Raw genomic sequence first — 23,717 nt, forward strand, 5'->3', positions numbered from 1 at the left:
GGATTGCGTCCGGTCAGTTCTCCGCCTTGGTGGTGACGGTGAAGAGCTGGCGGCCGTATTCGTCGGTGGCGGTTATCCGGATCTCGGCGGACGGCGTTACGGGCGTGTATTCGAGCATGTGGTCGGTGCGGTATTTGTCGAGGAAGCTGAACGAGGAGATGTCGTTGCCGCAGGCGTCGTGGACCGTGACGTAATAGTCGTCGTACTCCCGGACCGCCTTCAGCTGCGAGGCGGGAACCGCGGCTCCGTTTTCGCGGCATTCGAATTTCCACGTCGGATGCCAGTCCCAGACGTTGAGGCGCACGACCGGCCTGCCTTCGGCGTTTTTCAGCCCCGAGTTGTAGACCCGGCAGTATTGCTCGTCGCTGTCGCTGAAATTCACGCTCCGCCGCTCCGTGATCGTTCCGCCGCTGAAATCGTAACGGGTGAATGTCGCCGGGGCGCCGTCGTGGCAGAGCGGGAAATACCACCATGCGCCGCATACGCACGGGTGCGTGTACTCGGTCACGCTCATGTCGCTGCGCGGTACGGTGACCGTTTCGGCGATGTGGTTGTGGCCCGACCAGATCGTGACGGGCAGCTGCTTGTCCTTGTAGATGTCGAGCAATTCGTCGGCGTTGTCCATCGGGTTGGGCGATGAGGCCCCCGGGTTGCGGCGGAAGGCCGGGCAATGCCACGCGATCACGATGCGCTCGACGTCCGACGGCATGTAGTCGGCGTCCTTCTGCGCCCAGTCCATCTGACGCCGGTTGAGGCGGACGGCGAACGACCGGTCGCCGCCGGTGTTGACATACTGCGTATTGTCGAACACGACGTAGTGCACCTTGCCGATGTTGACGGCGTAGTATGTCGGCCCGAGCGCGGAGATATAGGCCAGTTCGGCCGCCGAATCGTCGTCGCCGGCGATGTTCTGCACGGCCATGTCGTGGTCGTGGTTGCCGATGGCGTGGAAGGTCTGGATCGGCATGCCCCCGCGTTCGCAGACGTTGACGAAATTGGCCAGCGTCGCCTTGTTGGCGTTGGTCCAGTGCGACTCCTGCGTCATGTCGCCCAGATTCATGCCGTAGACCGGCACGCCTGCGGGCAGGGCTTTGACGTAGTCGCGCAGCGTCTTGAGGTAGGTGCGGCGGAACGTCGTGGAGTCCAGTTCGCCCTTCGGGGGACAGATCGACGGCGTGGCCGACGATGTGGTCTTGATCATCGCCCGGTTGCGGATATGCATGTCGGCCGACACGATCATAATGTGGCGGTCGTTGTTCACCTTTTTCAGCGTGAAGTCGTGCCGCTGCACCTGCTCCACGCTCGTGGGAGCGGTGACCCTGCGGTAGAAGCGGGGGATGAACCCGCGCGTGGATTCGACCTCGTAACCCGACGGGACGGTCAGGTAGACCAGTTTCGACTTGTCGGACGACGTGCGCAGCCCGTAGGCCCCCTGTTTGTTCGTGCGCGTCATGTTCACGCCGTCGGTCACGACGACGCCCTGCACGGCGGCGCCGGCGCACGTCACGACCCCGCGCACGGTGGCTTTCGGGTCGATCTTCGACCAGTCGACGCCGTCGTCGGGCGAAGGGGGCGGATCGACGGGTTTTTCCTGTTCTCCGGGATCGTCGCCCGAACCCGAACAGCATATGCCGCCGGCGGATATTGCGAACAGGGCGGCCAATAAAAGCAACAGTTTTTTCATGGTTGCGGTTTTTGCGGTTTGCGGCATGGGACGGCTTTCGGGAAAAGCGGGGAAAGGAAGGTCGTCCTCTCCCCGCTTCGACCGTTCGTTACACGCCGCTATTTGTTATAGCGGATGGCGAAATATTCGAGGCTGCTGGCGTGTTCCGCGGCCAGGGCAGCGCCGCTGGCGCTCTGGTTCAGGCGCGCGTTGGCGTAGTCGGAGCCGTCGCTGCAGAGGTCGCTCGTCGGGCGAAGCCGGATGTAGACGTTTTCGTGGCCGAGAATCTCCTGGGGAAGCTCGAAGTCGATGCTTTTGTAGGCCACGCACGACGAATAGAGCGTGTTCGCCCAGACGGAAACGTCGGGGATGGTGTATTCGCCGATCAGATTCCACTGCGAGTCGTCCTTTGCGGCCTGCGAATCGGTCAGCGACCATTCGGCACACCAGAAACGGGGCGAGAAGAAGCTCTGCTGCGTGTTCATAACGGAAATCTGCATCGAGATATGCGATGTCGTGATGCCTTCGGTCGAGAAGTTGATCAGCCAGGCGTAGGGGCGGTCGGTGTCGTCGTCCCACCAGAAGTGGTTGGCGAAGGCGGTGTAGCAGGAACCGTATACATTCCCCTTGCCGCGCATACCCGTGCTGCCGTTGTAGTTGATTTGCGTGGAATTCGTCGCAATCTCATTGTTGCCCGGCCAGCCACCCGTGCCGTTTGCCGCGTTTTTATCCTTGGCATAGGGACCGCACCACTCCAGCGTTCCGTCGGGATTGCGGCTCACCAGATCGTCCATCAGCGGATTCCAGCTCTCCTTCGCGGGGTCGATCACTACGCCGATGCCGTTCTTGTTGCCGAAGTTGGCTCCGAAGATATAGGAGGCATTGTTGCCGACGGGACCCAGGTATTCGTAGGTTCCGCCGCCCCACATGTGCTGCTGGAAGGTGGCCTGCAGGTACTCTTTGCTGGCGGAGCCGGTGTACTTCTCCTGATAGGTGTGCGTCAGGTAGCCGTTCGTTCCGTAGGTGGGTTTCTGGACCTTGTTCTCTTTGTCGGGATTCCAGTAGCGGTACTCCGTCAGCAGGGCCGAGAAACCGTCTTCGACACTGTTCTGCATGTTGTCCCAGATGTCACCCTTGGTCTGGTGGCGGATCTGGTAGCGGCCGATGAAGCCGAGCGTCGGATCGTCGTCCATTTCGGCCGGGTCGGCTCCGTCGCGCCATTCGAAACGCGAGAAACGCTCGTGGACGATGACGCCCGAAATCTTGCCCGAGCCGTAGGGCAGGCGCGTGCCGTCGCTGCGGTAGGCGCAGTTGGTGTTGGTAAGCATGTACATGTCGTCGCCGTTGATGTCGCGCACGAGCAGCGGGTATTTGCTGATGCGGCTTGCGCCCGTGCCGATCGCATAGCCCTCGTTGATGGGCGTGATCGCGCCTTTGCGTACGGGGAACTCGACGTCCTTCAGGGTGACGTAGGTGTAGATGTCGTCGTCGGTGAGCTGGCTCATCCACTTCTCCTTCACGGGAACGTCCGATGCCGAACCCGCAATGCGCGAAATGACCATCGCCTTGGTGACGTTGCGCAGTTCATAGCGGTCGGGGGTCTCGACCAGGTAGCCCGAGGCGCCCTGAATGAGGATCTGCACGTGGTCGTACTGTTCGAAGACGTTGTCTTCGGCCGTGGCGGTCTGGACGGCGATGCCGTATTTGCCGTCGTAGGTTTCGAGGTAGACGGTCCGGTCCGATATGCTGTAATCAATCTTTGCGGTCGTGCTTTGCGTGTTCTCGCCCGCATTGTGGCTCTTGGTGTTGCTCACCACGATGCCTTCGAGGATGACGTAGTCTTCGACCTTCTTGTTCATGGCATACGTTTGGCGGAACTCCTCGAATGTGATCTGACGTCCGAGGGTCTCCTTCGCCGTGCGCTGCAGGAGGTTGAATTCGACGGAGACGGTCTCCTCCCAGCCGTCGGTGAAGGAGAGCGACACGGCAGCCGAACGCGGGATTTCATCTGCGGCGTTCGCCTCGGTCGTGATGGACAGACTGCGCTTTTCGCTCTCGGAATCCACGATTTCGAGACTCTCGATCCAATCGGCGTTGTCGGCCTTGGCATATTCGATGTCGACCGTGATCTCCGAGAAGGGAATGTTGGTCTCGATCGGCGAGATGTTCTCGCCGCCGGCTCCGGCGACGATGACGGACGAGTTGGCGAACTCGATCTTGGCGTCCACGAGCGCCTTCTGCTTGACGTAGACCGTGTCGCGGCGCGCGTCCACGTCGGAGCAGAGCACGAAGCCCGCTTTGCGTTTGAAGCCTTCGTTGAATTCGCATTCGGCGGTGATGGCGCCCTTTCCGTCCTCCGTCTCACCGCAGGTCAGGCTGATCCAGTCGGCCTGGTTGATACGCTCGATATGGAAGGCGCTGTTGGCGTAGATGTCGATGTCGAACGTATTCGCATCGGCTTCGACGACGAACTCCTTCTTCAGCGCGCCCAGTTTGACCAGGGCCAGATCGTCGGCGTCGTCGACGCTGCAGGCCGCCGAGGCTGCGCATACGGCCGCAATGCCTAAAAATTTAAATATCGATTTACGACAGTTCATATTCTATACGTTTTATTCGTTGTTGTTTGTTCCGGCCGTGCGCGGCGGACGGTGCATCCGCCGCGCGACCGCAATTCGTTTAGTTGTAGCGTACCGTTATCGTTCCGATACGGGCCTGGCTGTTACCGGCCGCAACGGACGGCGTCAGCGTTCCCTTCTCGATGCCCAGCGCCGTCAGGTAGTTCGAAGACGTGGCTTTGGGGTCGATGTCGGTAACCTTGTCGGCCACCTGCAAGCGCAGAACCACTTTCTCCCGGCCGAAGCAGTCGGCGGGCAGTTTGCGCAGGTGCTCGGTGAAGCCCGGGGTCGAATCCTGCGACGTGGTCGACCACCACGTGATCGAACGCTTCTTGATGATCGGGCTGTCGGGAACGGCCTGGAACGTCGCTCCGCCGTCGACCGAATAGAGCAGGTTCCAGTGCGCCGGGCCGGAGAGGGTCGTGTTGCTCATCGAGCCGTGGCCCCAGACGATGCCGAAGACCATGTTCGAACCACTGATTCCCTGCGTGGAGAACGAGATGTCGAAGTATTTGCCCTTGTCGGCGTCGAAATCCCACCATTGCTGGGTGAACGTGATGCCGCCGTTTGCCACCAGACCTTTCTGTTCTTTGGTACTGCCTCCATTGCCCGAGCAGACGACGTTGTTGAAGTCCGCTGCGGCACCCTGCGTGGCGCCGTATTTATTGATCTCGCCTTCGCCGATCTCCGGTATGAGGTCGGTCTTGCGGTCGTTCCAGTTCCACTCGACGACGGTTTTCGAGAACGGTTCGTCGGTCAGCGCGATCTCCTCGGCGGTCATGGCGCGCAGCTGGTAGCGGCCCAGGTCGCCGAAGCGGATCGGGGCGACGTCGTCAGCCACGACGATGCCGCGGAACGTGCCCGAACCCTGCGGTACGACGGAGTTGAAATCCAGGTCGCGGCCCGAGCTGAAACGCCGCCAGGGAGCGGCCGTATTGGTCAGCATGTAGATGGTCCGGCCCGTGTTGTCGTAGCACATCAGCGGGGCCACGTCCCAGCGCGGGGCGGTAGCCGTGCCGATCGGGTTGATGTTGTCCTTGAACGAATAGCCGTCGGTGCAGTTGGTGTAGGCGCCGTCCTTGCACATGATTTCGAGGTTGGTGACCGACACCAGCGTGAAGATGTCGTCGTCGGTGAGTTCGCCGATCGTCTTCGTCTTGACCGGAATCTTGAACTCGTCGGGCGTCGAGGTTTCGAGGATGTTGGCCGCGGTAAGTCCCGTGATGGTGTAGCACTCGGGGGAGTTCTTCTTTTCGAGCGTGGCCCCGTTCAGGGAGAGGCGCACCTTCGAGAAGCGGGCCGGCGTGTTGTCTTCGGAGGAGGCGAATTTCAGGCAGAAGCCCCACTTGCCGTCGAGGCTCTCGATATAGGCCGTCCGGTCGTTTTCGCCGCGGTCGAAGAAGAACTGTTTGGTCTGGGGGCTCGAAACGACGTTCTTGCTGTCGGGGTCGCTGACGATGTAGCCTTCGATATACTGCTGGAGCGTGATCTCGCCCGGAGTCAGGGCGCGCACCGCGGCGAAATCGGCAGCGGTCGGGTAGGGCTTCTGGGTGATTTTGCACGAGGCCGAAACGGAGTTGCCGTGTTCGTCGGTGAAGTTGAGCCGGATCGTGGCGGTGCGCGGCTCCGAACCCTCGTTTTTGGCCAGCGAGAACGTCAGGCCGTCGTCGGTGATCGCGGGCTTCAGAATCCACTCGGCGCCCTCCGCGACGGGAACGTCGTACGCCACGTCGTAACCGATCTGGTCGGAGTAGGGCACGAGGTTGTTGGTCGTGGCCGGAACCGCGCAATCCTGGGCGTAACCTTCGTACGTTTCGGCATTGCTGTCCAGCTTGAGCGCCGGCAGGGCGATGCCCTGCGTGACGGTGAGCACCGATTTGGTGATCTCGCCCTTGGCGTCTTCGATGAAGAGGGTCAGATCGGCGATGCGCGCGAATCCGGAGTCGTTGTCCGTGACCTCGAACGTGATTCCCTTGTAGGTGGCCGAGACGTTGGAGATCCACGGTTCGACGGGCTGCGCCTGCGGTTCGTCGCCGCCTTCGCCTTCGCCGCCCTCTTCGCCCTCTTCGGCGCGGGTCAGGACGGTGACGGGATCGTTGGGCAGACCGTCGTTGTCGTAATAGGTGACGCTGGCTTCCAGATCGTCGATGCAGTAGCGCAGGTTGGTGCTGATCGGCGTGAAGATCTGCGACCGGGACTTCAGCAGTGTAACCGCCGGTTTCGAGAACGAGAGCGAAGCGTCGGTGATGGCTCCGGCCTGCGAGAACATCACCGTATCGGTCAGGGAACCTTTCTCGAACACGACGCCGATCTTTCTCGAAATGCCGTAGTTGGCCGAATAGGTGAATACGATTTCGTTATTGCCGTATCCCTGGAGTTTGTTGAGGGAGGCCCACTTCACGGGACGCGTGAAGCGCGCCGTCCAGTCGCCGTTCGAGTAGACCAGCACGTGCGTCGAGCCGGCATCCTTGGTCAGGGAAAGTTCGCGCGCCGAGACCGCCAGAGGCAGGTCCAGCTCGAAATCCTCCTGGCAGCCGGTCAGGGCCGTCGTCAGGGCCGTCAGGGCGATCAGTACGCCGGCGACCGATCTTTTCTGTTTATTGAATATTGTTTTCATTCGTCTGAAAGTTTCGGATTATTACAAGCCGTAAGCCTTGTATTCGTTGTTGTCGAGGTTGTTCTTCGAGTAGGTGACCTCCGTGTCGGGAATGGGGTAGTAGCGGTGGCACGGTTTGATCCGGCTGTTAGCCGTGTTGAGTTGCAGATAGGCGTAGTCGCTGTTGTCCGTTACGGCTTCGTACCAGATACCCCAGCGGACCAGGTCGTACTTGCGCTGGAATTCGCCGAAAAGCTCGCGGGCGCGCTCGTTGCGGATCTCCTCCTCGAGGCGCGCGGGGGTGCGGAAGGTGTACTTGGACAGATTGGCGCGCGTGCGGGTCATGTCGAGGTATTCGACCGCCTTTTCGTAGTTTTCCTTATAGAAATAGCACTCGGCCATCATCAGCAGCGCGTCGGCATAGCGGAAGACCTTGTAGTTGTTGCCGTCGGCCGAGGACTGCATGTTCGGACACCAGAACTTCGGTCCGCACCACGGGCGGGTGTTGGTGCTGTTGAACGTCTTGTCCTCGTATCCCCATGCCATGTTGTACTTGGCGCGGATGTCCTTGCCCATTTTGGACTGGAGACCCTGGCTGAAATAGACGTTCGGACGCATCGCCGACCAGACGGTCGCCTGGTCGCCCAGTTCGGGAATCTCCACGCCGTCGTAGATCGCCGAATTGGCCGCACGCGGGTAGGGCTGGCAGATGCAGGCCACGTTGGACGTGTAGGTAAGGGCGCCCTGGGTGTAGGTGTGCTGAATTTCCATGATCGACTCCGGGGTGTTCTTGTTCCGGAACAGGATATTCTCGGCGTAGTCGTACTGCGACAGCGGACCGTAAATCGTTTCGATCTGCTCCAGCGCGTCCAGCGCCACGTCCCACTGCTTGTTCCACATGGCCATCTTGGCGATGAGCATGTAGGCGCAGGAGGCTCCCAGACGATTGGCTTCGTTGTCGTAGGTGCGGGTTTGGGCGGCGAGGGGAGCTATCGACTGAAGGTCTTCGATGACCTTGTTGCGGGTCTCGTTGGCGTCCATGCGCGGCAGCACCTGAATCCGGCTCAAAACCTCGTTGTCCGTAACGTCGTCGAAATAGAACGGAACGTTGCCGAAGAAGCAGGTCAGCGTCCAGTAGAAGAACGCCCGCAGGGTTTTCGCCTCGCAAAGCAGCTGGTGGTACTGCTCCTCGCTGATCACCTCGTTTTTATAGGCGCGCTCGATGCCGTTGACGGCGAAGTTGCAGCGCTGTACGCCGAGGTAGCCGTTGCGCCAGACCGTCGAACCCATGCGCGGCACGGCGGGCGAGATGTCCAGGCTGGCGTCGAGCGTTCCCGACGGGCAGTAGGCGATGTCGGTGACACACTCGGTGGCGATCATGTAGGTATAGGTGTAGATCGACTTGATCGGAATGTAGCATCCGTTTACGACCGACTGGCATTCCGAAAATTTGCGGAAGAAGTCGTCGGGATTCGAGATGCCCGATGTGTCTTCGTCCAGCGTGCATGCCTGGAACGAAAGCATGGCCATGGCCGCGGCCGTGTAGAATATATGTTTGAGTTTCATCGTCTTAATTCTGTTAGGTTAGTATCTCAACTGAAGGCTGAATATGATGGTGCGGGGCTTGGGATAGGCGCCCAGGTCCATACGGCGCAGCGTCGACGAGGTTCCCTCGCTGGAAACGTCGGGGTCGAATCCGTTGTACTTTTTCCACAGAAAGAGGTTTTCGCCCGATACGCTCAGGGTGAGGTCTTTCATCCACGAGCATTTTTTCTTGAGGTCGAACGTGTACGACAGCGTGACGTTCTTCAGCCGGAGGTACGAAGCGTCGTGGATCATAAAGTCGCTCGGAAGCGCGGCGTCGCTTTTCGCTCCGGCCCGCGGAATGTCGGAATTCGGGTTCCGGACGGGATGCCAGGCGTTCAGCATGTAGCGGTACTGGTTAGCGAACTGCGAACCGGCCATGTAGATTTCCGAATAGTTGTAGATCTTGCCGCCGAGCGAGTAGGCGAAGTAGACGCCCAGCTTGAAACCGTGGATGTAGAACGTGTTCTGCAAACCTCCGTACAGATAGGGGTCGGCGTTGCCCTGGTAGATCAGGTCTTCGCGCGAGAGCACGCCGTCGTGGTTGGTGTCGTAGTAGCGCGGGCCTCCGTCGGTGTTGGCCGGGCTGACGTAGGTTTTCGTCACCGCGTTTTCCTCGCGTTCCTCGGCGCTCTTCCACGTGCCGCCGTATTTGAATCCCCAGAGCGAGTTGAGCGGGTAGCCCTTGACGTAGCCGTACATCATGTAGGGGTTGTTGCCCGGCGAGTTGTAGGCCGAAATGAAGTCCTCGGAACCGATGTCGTCGACCTTCTGTTCGTTGTGCGACAGGGTGAGCGTCGTCGACCAGTGGAACTTCGGGCGGACGATGTTGTGGCTCTCGACCGACAGCTCGATACCCTTGTTCGAGGTCGAGCCGATGTTGGTCCAGCGTGACGTGTAACCGGTTTGGGCCGCAACGGCCAGCGACATCAGCAGGTCGGTCGTTTTGGATTTGTAGGCTTCGGCCGTGATGTTCAGGCGGCCTTTGAACATCGACCAGTCGATCGCCACGTTGTAGGCCGTGGTCTTCTCCCACGTGAGGTCCGGGGAGTCCAGGCGGCTGCGGTAGAACGCCACGGGCTGCGATCCGTCGAACAGATAGCCGCCCGTCGTCGAGGAGAGGGTGGCGAGCGAACGGTAGGTGCTGATCGCGTCGTTACCCGTCAGACCGGCGCTCAGGCGCAGCGACAGGTCGTCGATCCAGTTGCAGTCCTTCAGGAAATTCTCGTTCGAAATGTTCCACTTGAGGGCGGCCGACGGGAAGAACGCCCACTTGTTGTTGGCCGCGAAGTTCGAGGCTCCGTCGTAACGTCCCGTCACGGTCAGGTAATAGCGCGACTTCCAGTTGTAGTTCAGACGCGCGTAGACCGACGTTTTGGTTTTCTTCGAGTAGGAAGTGCCCGCCGAATAGGTCTCTTTGTCCTGCACGGCGTTCATGTTGTTCCACAGGATGGCGTCGTCCATGTAGCCTTTGCCGCTCAGGTTGAAATCGTGCGAGGCGAAACTGTAAGCCGAGAAACCGCCGAGAACGTCGAACGAATGGCCGTTCTTCTCGAACTTGTAGCCGGCCGTGGTCTCCCACGAGAACGAGTGCTCGTCCCACTCGGCGCGGTAGGCCTCGCCGCCTTCGTTCTCGCCTTTCAGGGGAAGGGTTCCCGGATAGTAACGGTAGGTATGCCGCTGGTAGAGATAGTAGGAGAAGGTGCTGTTGATCGTGAAGTTCTTCACCGGCTCCAGTTTCAGCGTGAAGGCGTGGTTGTTCGAGTGGCGTTCGAGGTAATAGGTGTTCAGGTCGATCAGCGCACGCTGCGTGTTGATCTTCTGCCCGTTGTAATACAGCGGGTTATACGTGTCGTTCGGCTTGAGCAGCGGTGACAGATACTGGGCGCTGCTGTACCAGGCCGTTCCGCCGATGGAGGATTTGTTCTGGTCGTTGTGACGCCAGGTGTACGAACCCGTATAGCCGACTTTCATCCATTTGAACAACTGGCGTTCGAGGTTGATACGTCCCGTGAAACGCTGCTGGCCGCTGTCCTGGATGATACCTTCGGTGTCGTTGTAGGAGAACGAAGCGTAATACGACGATTTGTCGCTGGTTCCCGACAGCGAGAGGGCGTAGTTGGAATAGAGGGCCGTGCGGGTGATCTCGTTGATCCAGTTCGTCCCTTCGCCCAGCGAGAGCGGGTCGGAATAGACCGAACCGGAGAGGGGCGTGTCCTTGCCTACGTCGGGGTGGTTGGCGTCGCTGCCGAAATAGGCGTAGTCGTTGCGGTACTGCGCGAATTCCGACGCGTTCATAATGTCGAGCTGACGGGGCAGTTGGGAGAAGCCCATGTCGGTCTTGAAGGTGATGTTGACCTTGCCCTTGGAGCCGAGACCCCGTTTGGTGGTGATGAGGATGACGCCGTTTGCGCCGCGCGAACCGTAGATCGCCGTCGAGGAGGCGTCCTTGAGGACGGATATGCCTGCGATGTCGTCGGAGTTGATGTCGTTCAGGTCGTGGATGGCGTCCATCACGCCGTCGACGACGATCAGCGGCTCGTTCGACGCGTTGATCGAGCGCGTGCCGCGGATGCGGATGGTGGTCGTGGCGCCCGGCTCACCGGTGGTCGACATGAAGTCGGCTCCGGCGATACGTCCCTGAAGGGCGTTGTCGACCGAAAGAACCGGTACGTCCTTGATGTCGTTCATCTTGACCGTCGCGACCGAGCCGGTCAGGTCCTTTTTGGCGACCTGCCCGTAACCGATGACCACGATTTCGTCGATGTCGGTGGAGGAGTCCTTCTCCATCCTGACGGTGAAGTTCGTCCGCGAACCCACGTTCAGGGTCTCGGTCTTGTAACCCAGGTACGAAATCTGGAGGCTGTCCGAAGACTTGGCCTTGATGGTGAATTTGCCTTTGGCATCGGTGACTGCGCCCTGCGTGCCTTTGACGACCACGACCGTGGCGCCGATCAGCGGGTTGCCGTCCGGGTCGAGGACGGTTCCGCTGACAGTCTGGGCCTTTTGTTGAGCCGTTGCCGGCGCCGTGTGCGCCGCGAGCAGTATCAGTACCGCCACCAGCGACATCACTCGGACGGATGCTCTTATTGAGTGAAGAATTTTATTCATTTTAGGCTTTTTTTTGTTGAAACGACTTGTTCCTCTTTTTTACTCTTGTTCCTCCTCGTCGAAAGGCGCTCCCAGGATGATGTCCTTACCGCTGCCGTTGTTTTCGGCAAAGTAGTCCTCTTCGACCTTCTGCAGACGGCGGATGTAGAAATTGTCGAGGTAAATGCGGTTGTTGACGGCGGAGTTCTGCGTGAGGGAGCCGCAGATGATGCGGACCCGCGTGTTGGCCGTAATCGGGTTGGCTTTCGTGCCGGCGACGAAGACGAGGAAATCGTGACCCTCCCACATGTCTTCGGGGAACTCCTCGCTCGAAATGTCGTAATAGCCGGCTTCGAGGTCGATCGTGGTCTTTTCGGATTGGGCGAAATCACGGATGACGCCCCCGCCGAGCACCTCGACCGTGATCTTGTTGTCGTCCCGGGCGCCGGTCATGTAATCGGTGAAGGCCACGGCGCGGAACGAAACCATCAGCAGCGAGTCGCTGCGGAGCGTGTTGGTGTAGGGCGAAATCAGGTCGGCTCCGTGGCCCTTGTCGTCGCCCAGTTTCAGGTAGCCGTTCTTGCCGTAGCAGTGGGCGACCTCCTCCCCTTCGATCGTCGTGGACGTGAACCCGAGGTTTTTCTGGGCCGTGGTCCAGTTGTCGATCGGGGTTTCGCCGTCGGTGAAGCGCGGGTCGGTCTTGCCGTACTTCAGGGTCGCGAAATCATTGCTCACGCGGGCCGTGGAGCCTTGGTGGATGGGGATTATCCGGTTGTAGTTCAGTTCGCCGTCGGAGGCTGCCAGAATCAGCATGCCCGTGCGCCGCGTGTAGTAGCTCGACGTCGTGCTGCGCCGGTTGGCCTTCAGGGTTATCACGCGAAGCCCCGTCTGGGGATCTGTCGAAGAGTAATCCACCACCTTGGCCCACGGCGTCGCTGCGTCGTCTTCCCACGTCGCGACAAAGTCGATATTGGCGTCCACGTAGAGTTTGGCGAGACCGCCTTTCACGCCGACGATGCCGGCGTCGATAGGCTCTTTTGCGATCGGGTCCGCGTAGACCTTGATCGATTCGTTACGATCGGAGTTCGAATGCGTTTCACACGACGTGATGCCGATTGTCGCCGCGATTAATGCGGCTCCGGCCAATCCGCGTGAAAAACGGACGAAACCCTTCGTCAGGAATGTTTTTCTCATAATTGGTAAAAAGGTTAAGATTGGGTTTTATTTATTTGGGGTCGGTTGATCGACGGGAGGTCTACTGTTTCAGCTCGAAGTCCGCCAGGATCGGGCGGTGGTCCGACGGGTCGTAGAAGTTGGACACGTAGGGGCTTTGGGTCGCCGTGGTCCACTTGTCCATGACGGTCAGTGCGTTCACTATGCGGGCGTACATCGAGGGCGACGCATACATGTAGTCGATACGGGCGTTGCCGTAAGTCGACGATATGAAGCTTCCCGGGTAGCGTTCGGCGATGATGTCCTTGAGGTCGGTATGGTCCAGAATGTGGTTGTGGACCAGCAGCCGGGTGTCGTTCTCGGGATAGCCGTAGTACCAGTTGTCGGCGCGCGACCGCGAGTTGAAGTCGCCCATCATCAGCCAATCCTGACAGGAAGCGTACGCGGGATTGTTGACGGTCTGCGCGCAGATGTACTTGATCTCGAATTCGCGGTACTTGTCGCCCTCCTTGTTGGCGGCGCTCGCCGCCTGATCGGCCGAGCCGACTCCGAATCCATAGGCCTGCGGCCACGTGTGGAGCGTCACGATGTTTATCGTCCGGCCCTTCACGGTAACCCGCTGAATGGCGGCGCCGTGGGACACGGGCTTGCCCGCCTGGTCCGAATCGGTTATTTTCAGCAGCGTCTCGATCGGATATTTCGACGTGATGGTCTGCGGATAGTTGTCGCGCCAGCCGCCGACGGCCGTGTAGGCGTGGCCGTAACGGGCCGCCAGTGCCGCCCAGCCGTCGGGCAGGAACCGGGCGGAGGAGGCTTGCGCCGAATTCGTATTGTCCTTGTAGATGGTGGCCGATTCGCACCATACGCAGATGTCGGGATCGTATTTCTTCACCCACGCGACGAAGTTGTTGTAATTGTTCGCCTGGTCGGACCACATGCCGTTCTGGATGTTCCAGTAGAGCACGCGCAGGTTGTCGGAGCCGCGGCCCATCTCGCCGAGCGCGCGGACCTCGATATTGTCCACGTAGAAGCCGTGCACGCCGCTGCTCACGTCGTTGCCGGCCCAGTAGAGCATCGTGCCGTCGGTCGCGTTGTTTACGACGACCTCCACGTTGTGCCACTTCTTGACGGCCGCTTCGCTCGACGGGAGCGTTACGTGGCTCTTTTCGACGATGTATCTCCCCGAGGCGCTCGTGTAGCCCGAATTGTCGGCCGTCAGGGCGATGCTCTTGCCGTCGACGGAGGCCGACGCGATCATGCCGCCGTTCACCACCTGGAACAGCAGGAGATCCGTCGATCCGTACTGGTAGCAGAAATCGAACGAAACCTTCACGGAACGTATGCCGTCGATGGATTTCAGGGCTGCGGTCTGGAAAATGCCCCGCCCTGTGTTACCTGTGCCGCAAGCCAGATAGCCCTGGTATTCCTGGCAGCGGAACATATAGGTATAGTCGGCGATATTGCGGCTCGCGACGTACGAATCGGACATCAGGTGGGACGTGCCGACCGTTTTGCCGCTGATCTCGTCCCACGTGTTCGACTGGATGAACGCCGAGCCGGGGTTGTTGTAGGCGACCTTCTCGAAGGAGTTCGCATAGCCGTCGCGTCCGGTTCCCGTACCGGGGGTGACGGCTTCGGCCGTCGGAGCGTATCCCGTCGACTCCTGGCCGCCCATGATGTTGCCGCCCCAGACGAAATTGTCGAAACTCTCGTAAAACACCAGGTCGGCGTCGGGGGCGTATTTCAGCGTTACGGACGTGGCCTTCCCCGCCGTCAGCTGCGCAGTCGTCAGCGTGTGCTCCATGGCGCGGTGCTCCGAATCGGAAATGGTGATTTTCAGGCCCGACGGATAGTCGCCCGGAGCCAGCATCACGTAGAAATGTTTCGGCGTGCCGCTCTCCAGCGAGACGCATTTGCCGTTGTCGGTGCAGTTCAGCACGGCGAAACCGACACCGCCGGTGATTGAGAGGTAGCCGCGCGAGGGCAGGAAATTCGCATAGCCTGCCAGGGGGCTTTCTGCGAGGTTCTCGACCTTCACCGAGGCGATTTTGGCCGACCCGGTCAGGGCCAGGTCCAGCACGGCGAAGGCGTCGTCGAACACCAGCTTGTTGCCGTTCTCCTTGGTGTAGGAGCCGTACATGGGATACGATTGCAGCGATGCCGCCGTGGCGGCCCAGAACTGCGAGTAGGGCAGTTTCACGTCGGCATAGGCCGAAGAGCCGTACCAGCCGGAGGAGCCTGAATTGGTCAGGATGGCGTTGTAGGTCCCGGAGCTCGAAGCGCTCGCCTCGACGTAGTAGCGGCCGTTTTCATCGCTTTCGACGGCATAGGATTTTCCGTTGACCGAGACGAGCGATTTGCTCCATGCCCGTTCGCCGGTTCCCATGGCCTTGCGGACGGAATTTTCCGCCTCGCGGAGATAGAAACGGACTTTGCCGTTCACTACCTGTATGTCCTCGTATTCATCGCCGCCGCCCGGATTGTCGGGTCCGTCGGGATCGTCGACATGTTTGTCTCCGCTGCTGCACGCCATGCAGAGACACCCCGCCAGCAACAGCGCCGGCTTCAGGATGAAGTTCAGGGATTCTCGTAGATTTAAGGTCATAGTTTCGTGTTTTATGGTTGGGTGAAAAGTTGTCGGCTGCCGGTCGGACACAATGAAAAACGCGTGCATATTGCCATATACGGCAATATGCACGCGTCAATCGCGGGCGGTGACGGTTTACTTAACTCCGGGTATTCGGCGCGGCGAGGGGGGGGGAGGGAAATTTACAAGTCCCCTGCGGCGCGAGCAGGCTCGTGCCGTAACCGGACGGTGGTGATCGAACAATCGGCGGTAAAGTAAATTCACGGCTCTAATTTTGATCGTTTTTTTATCGGAAATGAGTTTCGAAAAGATTCATTTCCGAAAGCAAATGTAACCAAAATATTGTTATCGGGCAAATAGGATGCATAAAAAATAATCGTTTTTTTAACATTTTTGCTGCTTTTCGTGTTTCGATTTGGGGAGAGGGCCGTTCGGCGTGGCTTTTCGTTTGAAAGGAATGTCCGGAGGGGAACCGCGGATTCTGCGGCCCGTTCGGAACGGGGAGAAGCGCGCCGGCAAGAGACGGAAAAGCCCCGCATTCGGGGAATGCAGGGCTTCGTTGAGCTACCAGGATTCGAACCTGGAATAACAGGACCAGAATCTGTTGTGTTACCGTTACACCATAGCTCAATAGATTTTGGTGATGCAAAAGTAGAACTTTATTTTGCAAATGCAAAGAAAAATCCGGAAAAAATTTCATACATTTGTTTCAATCTACGCAGAAAAAACCGCTTGAAACTTAAAATTTACACAAAATCAGAAAATTATGGGAATTAAATTTCGGCTTATCGCCATGAACTTCCTTCAGTATGCGATCTGGGGTTCGTGGCTTATCTCGCTGGGCGCCTACCTGGGAGGCGGACTCGACTTCTCGGGATTGCAGATCGGCAGCTTCTTCGCGACGATGGGAATCGCCTCGCTGTTCATGCCCGCCGTGATGGGGATTATCGCCGACCGCTGGATTCCGGCGCAGAAACTGCTGGGCATCTGCCATTTCATCAGCGGCGCGTTTCTCATCGCCGCGGCCTCGCAGACGGCTTACGCCCCGCTGTACAGCTGCATGCTGTTGAGCGTGATGTTCTACATGCCGACCATCGCCTTGTCGAACTCCGTGGCCTACAATGCCCTCGATCTGGCCCGGCTCGATACCGTGAAGCATTTCCCGCCCATCCGCGTATGGGGAACCGTGGGATTCATCGCCGCCATGTGGTTCGTCGACCTGACGCACATCGGGGGCGTGCAGATCAAGCTCACCGAGTGGCAGCTCTACGTTTCGGCCCTGCTGTCGTTCGTACTGGCGGCCTACTCGTTCTCGCTGCCGGGGTGTCCCGTCGAGCGCAGCGCGCAGAAGCAGTCGTGGGTCGATACGCTGGGCCTGCGGGCCTTCGCGCTCTTCAAGGAGAAGCGGATGGCCATTTTCTTCGTCTTCTCGATGCTGCTGGGCGCCGCTTTGCAGATCACCAACGCCTTCGGCGACAGCTACATTCAGAATTTCGGCTCGATGCCGCAGTATGCCGATTCGGCCATCGTGAAGCACTCGGTGATCCTGCTCTCGCTGTCGCAGATGTCCGAAACGCTCTGCATTCTGCTGATTCCTTTCTTCCTCCGGCGTTTCGGCATTAAGAAAGTGATGCTGATTTCGATGCTGGCCTGGGTGCTGCGCTTCGGGTTCTTCGGCATCGGCGATCCGGGATCGGGTGCGGCGTTCCTCGTGCTTTCGATGATCGTCTACGGCGTGGCGTTCGACTTCTTCAACATCTCCGGCTCGCTCTTCGTCGAAAAGGAGACCAGCCGCGAGATCCGCTCCTCGGCGCAGGGCGTCTTTATGATTATGACCAACGGTTTCGGCGCCTTCTTCGGCTCGTATGCCGCGGGCGCCGTCGTGGACGCATACGGGTGGCCCGATTCTTGGTTCATCTTCGCAGGGTACGCGCTCGTGGTGGCCGTGGTTTTCGCCGTGGTTTTCAAATACAGGCACAACCCTGCCGAAATGGAGGGCGTGAAACATTGATGACTGACGGTCCGGCGGCGGGGAGAACCTTGCCGCCGGATTTTTTTTATCCGCGCAGGAACATTTCGACGTGGGGAGCGCCCGCTTCGGGGTATTCGCCGGCGGACAGTGCGCCGGAAGGGCGGATGATGACCGGATGCATGGCGGGCGTTTTATTTTATAGAGGTGCCGTTACGACATTAAAGATACGAAAATTATGGATACGATCGGTGTGAATGATGCGAGCTGCATCCGCTGCGGCCGCTGCGTGAAGGTGTGCCCTTCGCAGATTTTCGTGCAGGAAAAAGCCGGGGGCGACGTGACGCTGCATAAACCCGAAAACTGCATCCTTTGCGGACATTGCGTGGCCGCCTGCCCCACGGGGGCGGTGAACCATGCGGAGTTTCCGGCCGAGCGGGTGCATGCGGTGGATTACGGCGCGATGCCCACGCCCGAGCAGGTGGAACTGCTGCTGGCCGTGCGGCGGTCGAACCGCGCACTTTCGGCGCGCCCCGTGCCGCAGGAACTGCTGGACCGCATCGTTGCGGCGGCGGACCGCGCCCCGACGGCGAGCAATGCCCGCCAGCTGGGGTATACGCTGGTGACCGACGCGGCGCAGCTGCGCGCTGTCACGGAATATACGCTCGGGATTTTCGGCACACTCGAAAAGCGGCTGCTGCATCCGCTCGTGCGGCCGTGGCTGAGCCGCCTCGTGCCGGGCGTTTATCGCTATGTGCCGGTGTTCAAACGCCTGCGGCGCGAATATGCCGAGGGCCGCGACCGCGTGCTGCGGGGCGCGACGGCGGTGCTGTTCATCCATGTGCCCAGGGAAAGCCGGTTCGGTGCGGAGGACGGGAACCTGGCGTATGAAAACGCTTCACTGATGGCCGAGGCGCTGGGCGTGAGCCAGATATACATGGGGTTCGTGCTGACGGCCGTCCGGCAGGACAGGAAGGCGAAGCTGGCCGCGATGCTGGGACTGGGCGACCGCCGCATCTGCGCGGTGATGGCCCTCGGGATGCCGCAGTTCCGCTATCCCAATTACATCGACCGCGCGCCGGCGCCGGTGACGCGGAAATAGCTGTTTCGGCGTTTTGCCGTTACAGATGGAAAGTCCTGTATGTATAAGCGGGTATGCGTCAATACATATTGTCGTACATCGACTGCGATTTGTCGTATTTCAGGTCGGAGAGCGATGCGGCCTTGACGCCGATGTTGAAACTCCACGAACGGTGGTAGCCGAACGGAATCCACGAAAAGGACATCTGCCAGCAGTGGAGGTCGCGCGTGATCGAGACCGACGAGGTGGTCAGTTTGTTGGCCTTGATGTCGTAGCCGCCCTGGAAGGTGATGCCCGTCTTGGGGGTGACGTTCAGCGAACCGTTGAAGCCGATGGTTTGGGTGACGTTCTTCCGGTAGCCCGTCGTGCCGTTGTTGGTGTACGAGATCGAGTAGTTGACCGCGTAGTTGAATCCGAAGTTCCACGGCAGCGAGAAGTCGTAGTAGCTTTGCGCCATGTACTGTCTTCGCAGCACGGGGTCCATCTGCCCGTAAGGATCGTAGAACGGGTTCTGGTACTCCGGAGGTATTGACGTGATGTCGTTGATGGCCGTTTCGCTCCGGTCGTTGCGCGATTTGAACGTATAGCCGAACGACCAGCCCGTCGAGACGACGCGGCCCGGGAAGAAGAGCTTGTTGTAACGCTTGCCCTCGGGCGAGACGCGGTAGGGGTCGAGCGTCAGCGAGAGGTTGATGCCGAAATTGTTGAACAGCGTCGTACGGAACGAGACCGGGATGTTCGAAAGTCCCATCGAATCGGCCAGGAAGTTGTACGAACCGCTGATGCGCAGTTCGTCGATCAGCTTGATCTTCTTCACGCCCGAGGTGTCGCGTTTCGAGAGGACCTTCATTTCGAGGTTCTGCGACAGCGAGAAGTTCATCGACATCGAACGGCCCGACGAGGGGACGCCGTAGGCGTTGACGGCATAGGGCGAATAGGTCGTGAAGCGGCCCGTGGAGTCGGTCTGGCGGGTCTTGTAATAGCCGTATTTGGGGTCGCTGAAGTCCGGGGCGTAGGAGAAGCCGATCGAGGGGGTCAGCGTGTGGCGGATCGCCTGGATCTTGCGGTCGCGGCTCTTCTTCGTGAAGTCGTACATGCCGTAGACCGTCGTGGAGGCCGAAACGCTGAAGTTGTAGTTGTAGAGGCGGTAGAAACCGTAGTTCGTCGGCAGCGTGTCGGTCTGGTTGGTGACGGGGTTCCACTCGAACTCGACCTTCTTGAAATACCACTTCTCGTTGTAGTTGACCGACGGCGAGAGGTTGATGTAGTTTAACAGGTTGAACGACGCCGAAATCGGAATCGAGTGCTCGATGCCGTTCTTCATGTTTTCAAGCGTCTCCTTGGAGAAGACCTCCGATTCGGTGGTGGTCACCGAGTTGGTCATCTTACCCGTGTACTGCATCGAGATCTTCTCGTACCAGCGGTCCTTGCCCTGCTTCTCCTTGCGTTTGAAGGGGTAGAAGCGCGAGACGTTGAAGACCATCGTGGGGAGCGTGATGGAGATGGTCTTGTTCTGCGAGTTCTGCGAGATGGCCATGTTCGCCGACAGCGAGAAGGGCGTTCCGGCCCAGTTCTTCGAGTAGGAGACCGTCGAGTTGGTCTGTGTCGAGAGGATGTCGTTGAGGTTCGTGGCTGAATAGCGGCTGTAACCGCTCGTGGCGAAGTTCACCGAGGCCGAGAAGGTCGAACCCGGGTTGGCCTTGGGGTCCTGCGAGTGGGTCCACTGGATGCGGAAGTTGCTCTGCTTGATGTAGTCGTCCTCGCCCTTTTCGCCCGTCTTGACATTCGAATACTGCATGTTGAAACTGCCGCTGTACTTGTAGCGCTTGATGTAGCGCGAGGCGGCCGAAGCCTCCCACGATCCCAGCGTGTAGAATCCGCCGCGCACCGCCAGGTCGGCGTATTCGCCCAGGGTGAAGTAATAGCCCAGGTCGCGCAGGAAGAAACCTTTGGAGTACTCCTCGCCGTAGGTGGGCATCAGCAGGCCAGACTTGGGACCCATGTTGATCGGGAAGAAACCCTCGGGGATGCCGAGGAAGTAGATCGGCACGTCTTCCATCACCAGGTAGGCCGGGCCGGTGATCACCTTCTTGCCGGGTATGACCTTCGCCTTGGTCATCGCCAGGTAGAAGTGGGGGTGGTCCGTATGGTCGCAGGTGGTGTACTTGCCGTGCTCGATGTTGATCGTGTTGTCGGGCATCTTCTTCACGCTGCCGCCCACCAGCCAGCCGTCGCCCTGCTGCGTGGCCACGCCCTTGATCTTCGCCTTCTTCGAGTCGAGGTTGTAGGTGATCGTGTCCATCTGGTAGGTGGCCGACCCTTCGGTGAATTCGGGTTTGGTGACAATATCCTTGCCGTCGAGCGTGTCGGGCTTGCCGTAGGCGTAGACCATCTTCGAATCCATGTCGATGCGCATGTAGTCGGCCTTGAGGTTGCTGTTCTGGTAGGTGACGTCGCCCTTGTTATAGATGTAGACCAGCTTGTTGCGCACGTCGTAGACCAGCGAGTCGGTGTTCTTGCCCGTGATCGGGTCGTCGAGGAACGCCCCTGCGGGCCGCGGCGTCTTCACCGAATCGCGGCGGAGCGTGTCGGCGGCGAGCGAGTCGGGCCGTGCCGCGCCCGGAGAATCGGCCTTCTGCGCCACGAGCGAGTCGACCTGCGCCGAAAAGAGCGAATCCTTCTCCTCCTGCGGCAGTGCGTTGAACGCTTCGCGCCGCCGGGCCTCTTCGCGCGCCTGCCTGCGGGCCTCGCGCCGCGAGGGGGTGACAAAAGGCGGACGTGCGCTCGTGTCGGGACGTATCGCGTCGGCGCGGAACGGAACCGGGACGGTGTCCCCGGGGGCGGGATTGCGGGTCGTGCGGGGCGCTCCGCCGCCCAGTACGATCTGGGCAAACAGCAGAATCACCGTCGCCGACAAGAGATATTTTACCCTAATTTTATCCAAAATCCCAAAAATTTTCCATACCTTTGCCGACAAGTCGGCAAAAACGCCCGGATCGAGGTCCTGTGCCCCTCCCGCCGCGTTTTCGGCCCGACAAAGATAGGTAAAAATTTATAGAAAGCTCACACTTGGTACCATTAAATATGCGCACACGACTTTTGCTGCTATTCGCCTTCGCGGCTGCAACTGTTCTTATGAACGTTGCGTCTGCGGGGAATATTGCGCACGGCGTCGAAGTCGTGGTCATCGACGCCGGGCACGGGGGAAAATTCCCCGGCGCGCACTACGGCGGGGTCTATGAAAAGGACCTCACGCTGAAGGTGGCGCTCAAACTCGGAAAGCTCGTCGAGGAGGGGATGCCGGGCGTGAAGGTGGTCTACACCCGCACGGCGGACAGGACTCTGGGGGCGGACCTGGCGGCCGACCTGCAGGCGCGGGCCGACATTGCCAACAAGGCCGGGGGCGACCTCTTCATCTCGATCCACGCCAACGCCGCACCCCGGGCGACGGGCGTGCGGGGCGTCGAGACGCTGATCATGGGCGAGAGTTCGAAGGAGCAGCGCTACAACGAGAACGCCCTGTTCGAAAACAACCGCGAGGATCTGATCGACATGTCCGACGAACGGACGGCGGCCATCGTGCGGGCTTACATTCAGAATCTCCAGTTCACCTACGGCGAATACAGCATGGCTTTCGCCCGCTGCATTCAGAACAGCTACCTCAAGGCGGGCCGCCATTCGCGCGGCATAAAGCCGCAGCTGCTGCGGGTGCTCTATGCGACGGACATGCCGGGCGTGCTGACCGAGATCGGGTTCATGTCCAACCAGCAGGAACTGGCCTACATGAAGTCCGATAAGGGGCAGAACGAGATCGCCCGGTCGCTCTACCAGGCGATCCGCAACTATTCGGTCTATGTGCTCGGGACCCGGATGGCCGAGGAGGAGCAGGCCGCTGCCGCGAAACCGGCCGCTGAACAGCCTGCGGAAAAGTCAGCCGGAAAGGCCGCGGAAAAGAGCGTTGAAAAGCCTGCGGCAAAGTCCGCTGAAAAGACCGCAGCGGCGCAGCCCGCGGAGGGAAAGGCCGCGACGGCAGCTCCGGTCAGAACCCCGGAGAGACCGGCCGTACAGCCCCTGCGCTATACGATTCAGGTGATGGCTTCGGCGTCGTCCGTGCCCCTCGCCTCGGCGCAGTTCCGCGCCTACCGCGGCAAGGTGAAGGAGTATGCGGCCGAGGGACGGTTCCCCTATAAATACGGTGTGGGCGAGTACGGCACCCGTGAAGCCGCACAGCGGAAGCTGGCCGAGGTGCGCAAGGTATTCCCCGGGGCCTTCGTGGTCGCGTGCCGGGGTACGCAAATTGTAAAATAAAAGTACAGATATGAAAAGGGAAGTTAAAATCGGAATTTTCGGCGTGACGATGATCATTGCCGCGTGGGCCGGAATCCGGTTTTTGAAAGGATTCGACATTTTCAGCCGCAATTCGGTCTATTACGCCGCCTACGACCAGATCAACGGCGTGCAGGCGGCGTCGCCGATTATGATGAAAGGCGTCAAGATCGGTACGGTGACGGGCATTTCGTTCGATCCGCAGCGCAGCGACAACGTCGTGTTGCAGTTCACCATCAAACGTCAGTATCACATTCCGACCGACTCCGAGGCCAAGATTTACAGCAACGGGCTGATGGGCGGAAAGGCCATCGAAATCAACTACGGCACGGCGCGCACCTATCTCCAGAAGGGCGACACGCTGCGCTCGGTGCGCGAACGCGACCTGATGGACGTGGCCGGGTCGGAGCTGGATTTCTTCAAGCAGAAGGTGTCGCAGGTGACGGGCGACCTCTCGCGCACGCTGACCAACCTCAATCGCCTGATGGAGGCCAACGCGCAGAATATTTCCGGGACGTTGAGCCACCTGAACGCCATTACGGGCGACATGGCCGGCCTGCTCGACGCCGAGAAGCGCAACCTGAAAGCCGCCGTCGACGACCTTACGGAGTTCTCCGCGATGCTGGGCAGGAACACCCCGCGTGTGGACAGCATCGTCGGCAACCTGAACCGGATAACCGGGGAACTGGCCGACGCCGGGTTCGCCCGCAGGCTTACGGACGCTGTGGACGAGGTGAACGGTCTGCTGGCAAAGGTCGAGGCGGGCGAGGGGACCGTCGGCAAACTGATGAACGATCCTGCGCTCTACGATTCGCTGACCGAGGCCAGCGCTAATCTCGCCTCGCTGCTGGCCAACCTCGAGCAGTATCCCGGCCGCTACGTGCATTTCTCGCTTTTCGGGCGCAGTCCCGAGAAGATGCAGGAGAAGGCCGAGCGCAAAGCCGCCAAAGCTGCGGCCAGGGCCGAGCGGGACTCGGTGAAAAGAATTAAAAATTAAAAATTAAAAATGAAAAATTGACTGGCAGACAGGAGG

General features: G+C 59.7%; 12 protein-coding genes and 1 tRNA gene. 4 read left to right on the top strand and 9 right to left on the bottom strand.

All coding sequences use genetic code 11. From position 1 onward, the window contains the following. Positions 1 to 13: 13 nt before the first annotated feature. The 8 genes from BHV64_RS01415 to BHV64_RS01450 form a co-directional block, all read right to left on the bottom strand. Positions 14 to 1,684: a metallophosphoesterase N-terminal domain-containing protein gene (locus BHV64_RS01415; RefSeq protein WP_217727648.1), complete on the bottom strand. Its 1,671-nt coding sequence runs from the start codon at positions 1,682 to 1,684 to the stop codon at positions 14 to 16. 98 nt (positions 1,685 to 1,782) lie between these two features. Next, positions 1,783 to 4,260 (bottom strand): DUF5689 domain-containing protein, encoded by a 2,478-nt coding sequence (locus BHV64_RS01420; RefSeq protein ID WP_217727647.1) that lies wholly within the window; start codon positions 4,258 to 4,260, stop codon positions 1,783 to 1,785. Between the two features lie 79 nt (positions 4,261 to 4,339). Beyond that, the gene (locus BHV64_RS01425) at positions 4,340 to 6,895 is read right to left on the bottom strand and encodes a BACON domain-containing protein (protein WP_149885908.1); all 2,556 of its coding nucleotides are present in this window, start codon (positions 6,893 to 6,895) and stop codon (positions 4,340 to 4,342) included. A gap of 21 nt (positions 6,896 to 6,916) precedes the next feature. Next, positions 6,917 to 8,440: a RagB/SusD family nutrient uptake outer membrane protein gene (locus BHV64_RS01430; protein WP_015547617.1), complete on the bottom strand. Its 1,524-nt coding sequence runs from the start codon at positions 8,438 to 8,440 to the stop codon at positions 6,917 to 6,919. A gap of 18 nt (positions 8,441 to 8,458) precedes the next feature. Further along, positions 8,459 to 11,527, bottom strand: a complete 3,069-nt coding sequence (locus tag BHV64_RS01435; protein ID WP_138265402.1) for a SusC/RagA family TonB-linked outer membrane protein — start codon at positions 11,525 to 11,527, stop codon at positions 8,459 to 8,461. A gap of 81 nt (positions 11,528 to 11,608) precedes the next feature. Further along, positions 11,609 to 12,742, bottom strand: coding sequence for a hypothetical protein (locus tag BHV64_RS01440; RefSeq protein WP_022062055.1), 1,134 nt, complete (start codon positions 12,740 to 12,742; stop codon positions 11,609 to 11,611). A 61-nt stretch (positions 12,743 to 12,803) separates the two neighbouring features. Beyond that, on the bottom strand, positions 12,804 to 15,326 hold the full coding sequence (locus BHV64_RS01445) for a metal-dependent hydrolase (RefSeq protein ID WP_229028755.1): 2,523 nt from the start codon (positions 15,324 to 15,326) through the stop codon (positions 12,804 to 12,806). A gap of 541 nt (positions 15,327 to 15,867) precedes the next feature. Beyond that, a tRNA-Gln gene (locus BHV64_RS01450) sits at positions 15,868 to 15,938 on the bottom strand. 136 nt (positions 15,939 to 16,074) lie between these two features. On the opposite strand from BHV64_RS01450, the gene BHV64_RS01455 reads away from it, so the two are divergent. Together BHV64_RS01455 and BHV64_RS01460 are read left to right on the top strand one after the other, a co-directional pair. Then, complete coding sequence (locus BHV64_RS01455) at positions 16,075 to 17,319, top strand: nucleoside permease (protein WP_138265225.1); 1,245 nt, start codon at positions 16,075 to 16,077, stop codon at positions 17,317 to 17,319. 196 nt (positions 17,320 to 17,515) lie between these two features. Then, a complete protein-coding gene (locus BHV64_RS01460; RefSeq protein ID WP_195285290.1) occupies positions 17,516 to 18,379 on the top strand; it encodes a nitroreductase family protein in 864 nt (287 codons plus the stop codon). Between the two features lie 58 nt (positions 18,380 to 18,437). On the opposite strand, the gene BHV64_RS01465 is transcribed toward BHV64_RS01460, so the two are convergent. Further along, positions 18,438 to 21,302, bottom strand: a complete 2,865-nt coding sequence (locus tag BHV64_RS01465) for a putative LPS assembly protein LptD (RefSeq protein ID WP_217727646.1) — start codon at positions 21,300 to 21,302, stop codon at positions 18,438 to 18,440. Between the two features lie 140 nt (positions 21,303 to 21,442). On the opposite strand from BHV64_RS01465, the gene BHV64_RS01470 reads away from it, so the two are divergent. Together BHV64_RS01470 and BHV64_RS01475 are read left to right on the top strand one after the other, a co-directional pair. Continuing rightward, positions 21,443 to 22,666, top strand: a complete 1,224-nt coding sequence (locus BHV64_RS01470; RefSeq protein ID WP_217727645.1) for an N-acetylmuramoyl-L-alanine amidase — start codon at positions 21,443 to 21,445, stop codon at positions 22,664 to 22,666. 10 nt (positions 22,667 to 22,676) lie between these two features. Next, positions 22,677 to 23,681: an MlaD family protein gene (locus tag BHV64_RS01475; protein ID WP_217727644.1), complete on the top strand. Its 1,005-nt coding sequence runs from the start codon at positions 22,677 to 22,679 to the stop codon at positions 23,679 to 23,681. Positions 23,682 to 23,717 lie beyond the last annotated feature (36 nt).

Source organism: Alistipes sp. 56_sp_Nov_56_25, from assembly GCF_001915285.1.
Taxonomy (GTDB): domain Bacteria; phylum Bacteroidota; class Bacteroidia; order Bacteroidales; family Rikenellaceae; genus Alistipes; species Alistipes shahii.

What these genes read in the sequence shown, in the direction of transcription:
- BHV64_RS01415 (WP_217727648.1), bottom strand. Translation starts at nt 1,684, where the DNA reads ATGAAAAAACTGTTGCTTTTATTGGCCGCCCTGTTCGCAATATCCGCC.
- BHV64_RS01420 (WP_217727647.1), bottom strand. Translation starts at nt 4,260, where the DNA reads ATGAACTGTCGTAAATCGATATTTAAATTTTTAGGCATTGCGGCCGTA.
- BHV64_RS01425 (WP_149885908.1), bottom strand. Translation starts at nt 6,895, where the DNA reads ATGAAAACAATATTCAATAAACAGAAAAGATCGGTCGCCGGCGTACTG.
- BHV64_RS01430 (WP_015547617.1), bottom strand. Translation starts at nt 8,440, where the DNA reads ATGAAACTCAAACATATATTCTACACGGCCGCGGCCATGGCCATGCTT.
- BHV64_RS01435 (WP_138265402.1), bottom strand. Translation starts at nt 11,527, where the DNA reads ATGTCGCTGGTGGCGGTACTGATACTGCTCGCGGCGCACACGGCGCCG.
- BHV64_RS01440 (WP_022062055.1), bottom strand. Translation starts at nt 12,742, where the DNA reads ATGAGAAAAACATTCCTGACGAAGGGTTTCGTCCGTTTTTCACGCGGA.
- BHV64_RS01445 (WP_229028755.1), bottom strand. Translation starts at nt 15,326, where the DNA reads ATGACCTTAAATCTACGAGAATCCCTGAACTTCATCCTGAAGCCGGCG.
- BHV64_RS01455 (WP_138265225.1), top strand. Translation starts at nt 16,075, where the DNA reads ATGGGAATTAAATTTCGGCTTATCGCCATGAACTTCCTTCAGTATGCG.
- BHV64_RS01460 (WP_195285290.1), top strand. Translation starts at nt 17,516, where the DNA reads ATGGATACGATCGGTGTGAATGATGCGAGCTGCATCCGCTGCGGCCGC.
- BHV64_RS01470 (WP_217727645.1), top strand. Translation starts at nt 21,443, where the DNA reads ATGCGCACACGACTTTTGCTGCTATTCGCCTTCGCGGCTGCAACTGTT.
- BHV64_RS01475 (WP_217727644.1), top strand. Translation starts at nt 22,677, where the DNA reads ATGAAAAGGGAAGTTAAAATCGGAATTTTCGGCGTGACGATGATCATT.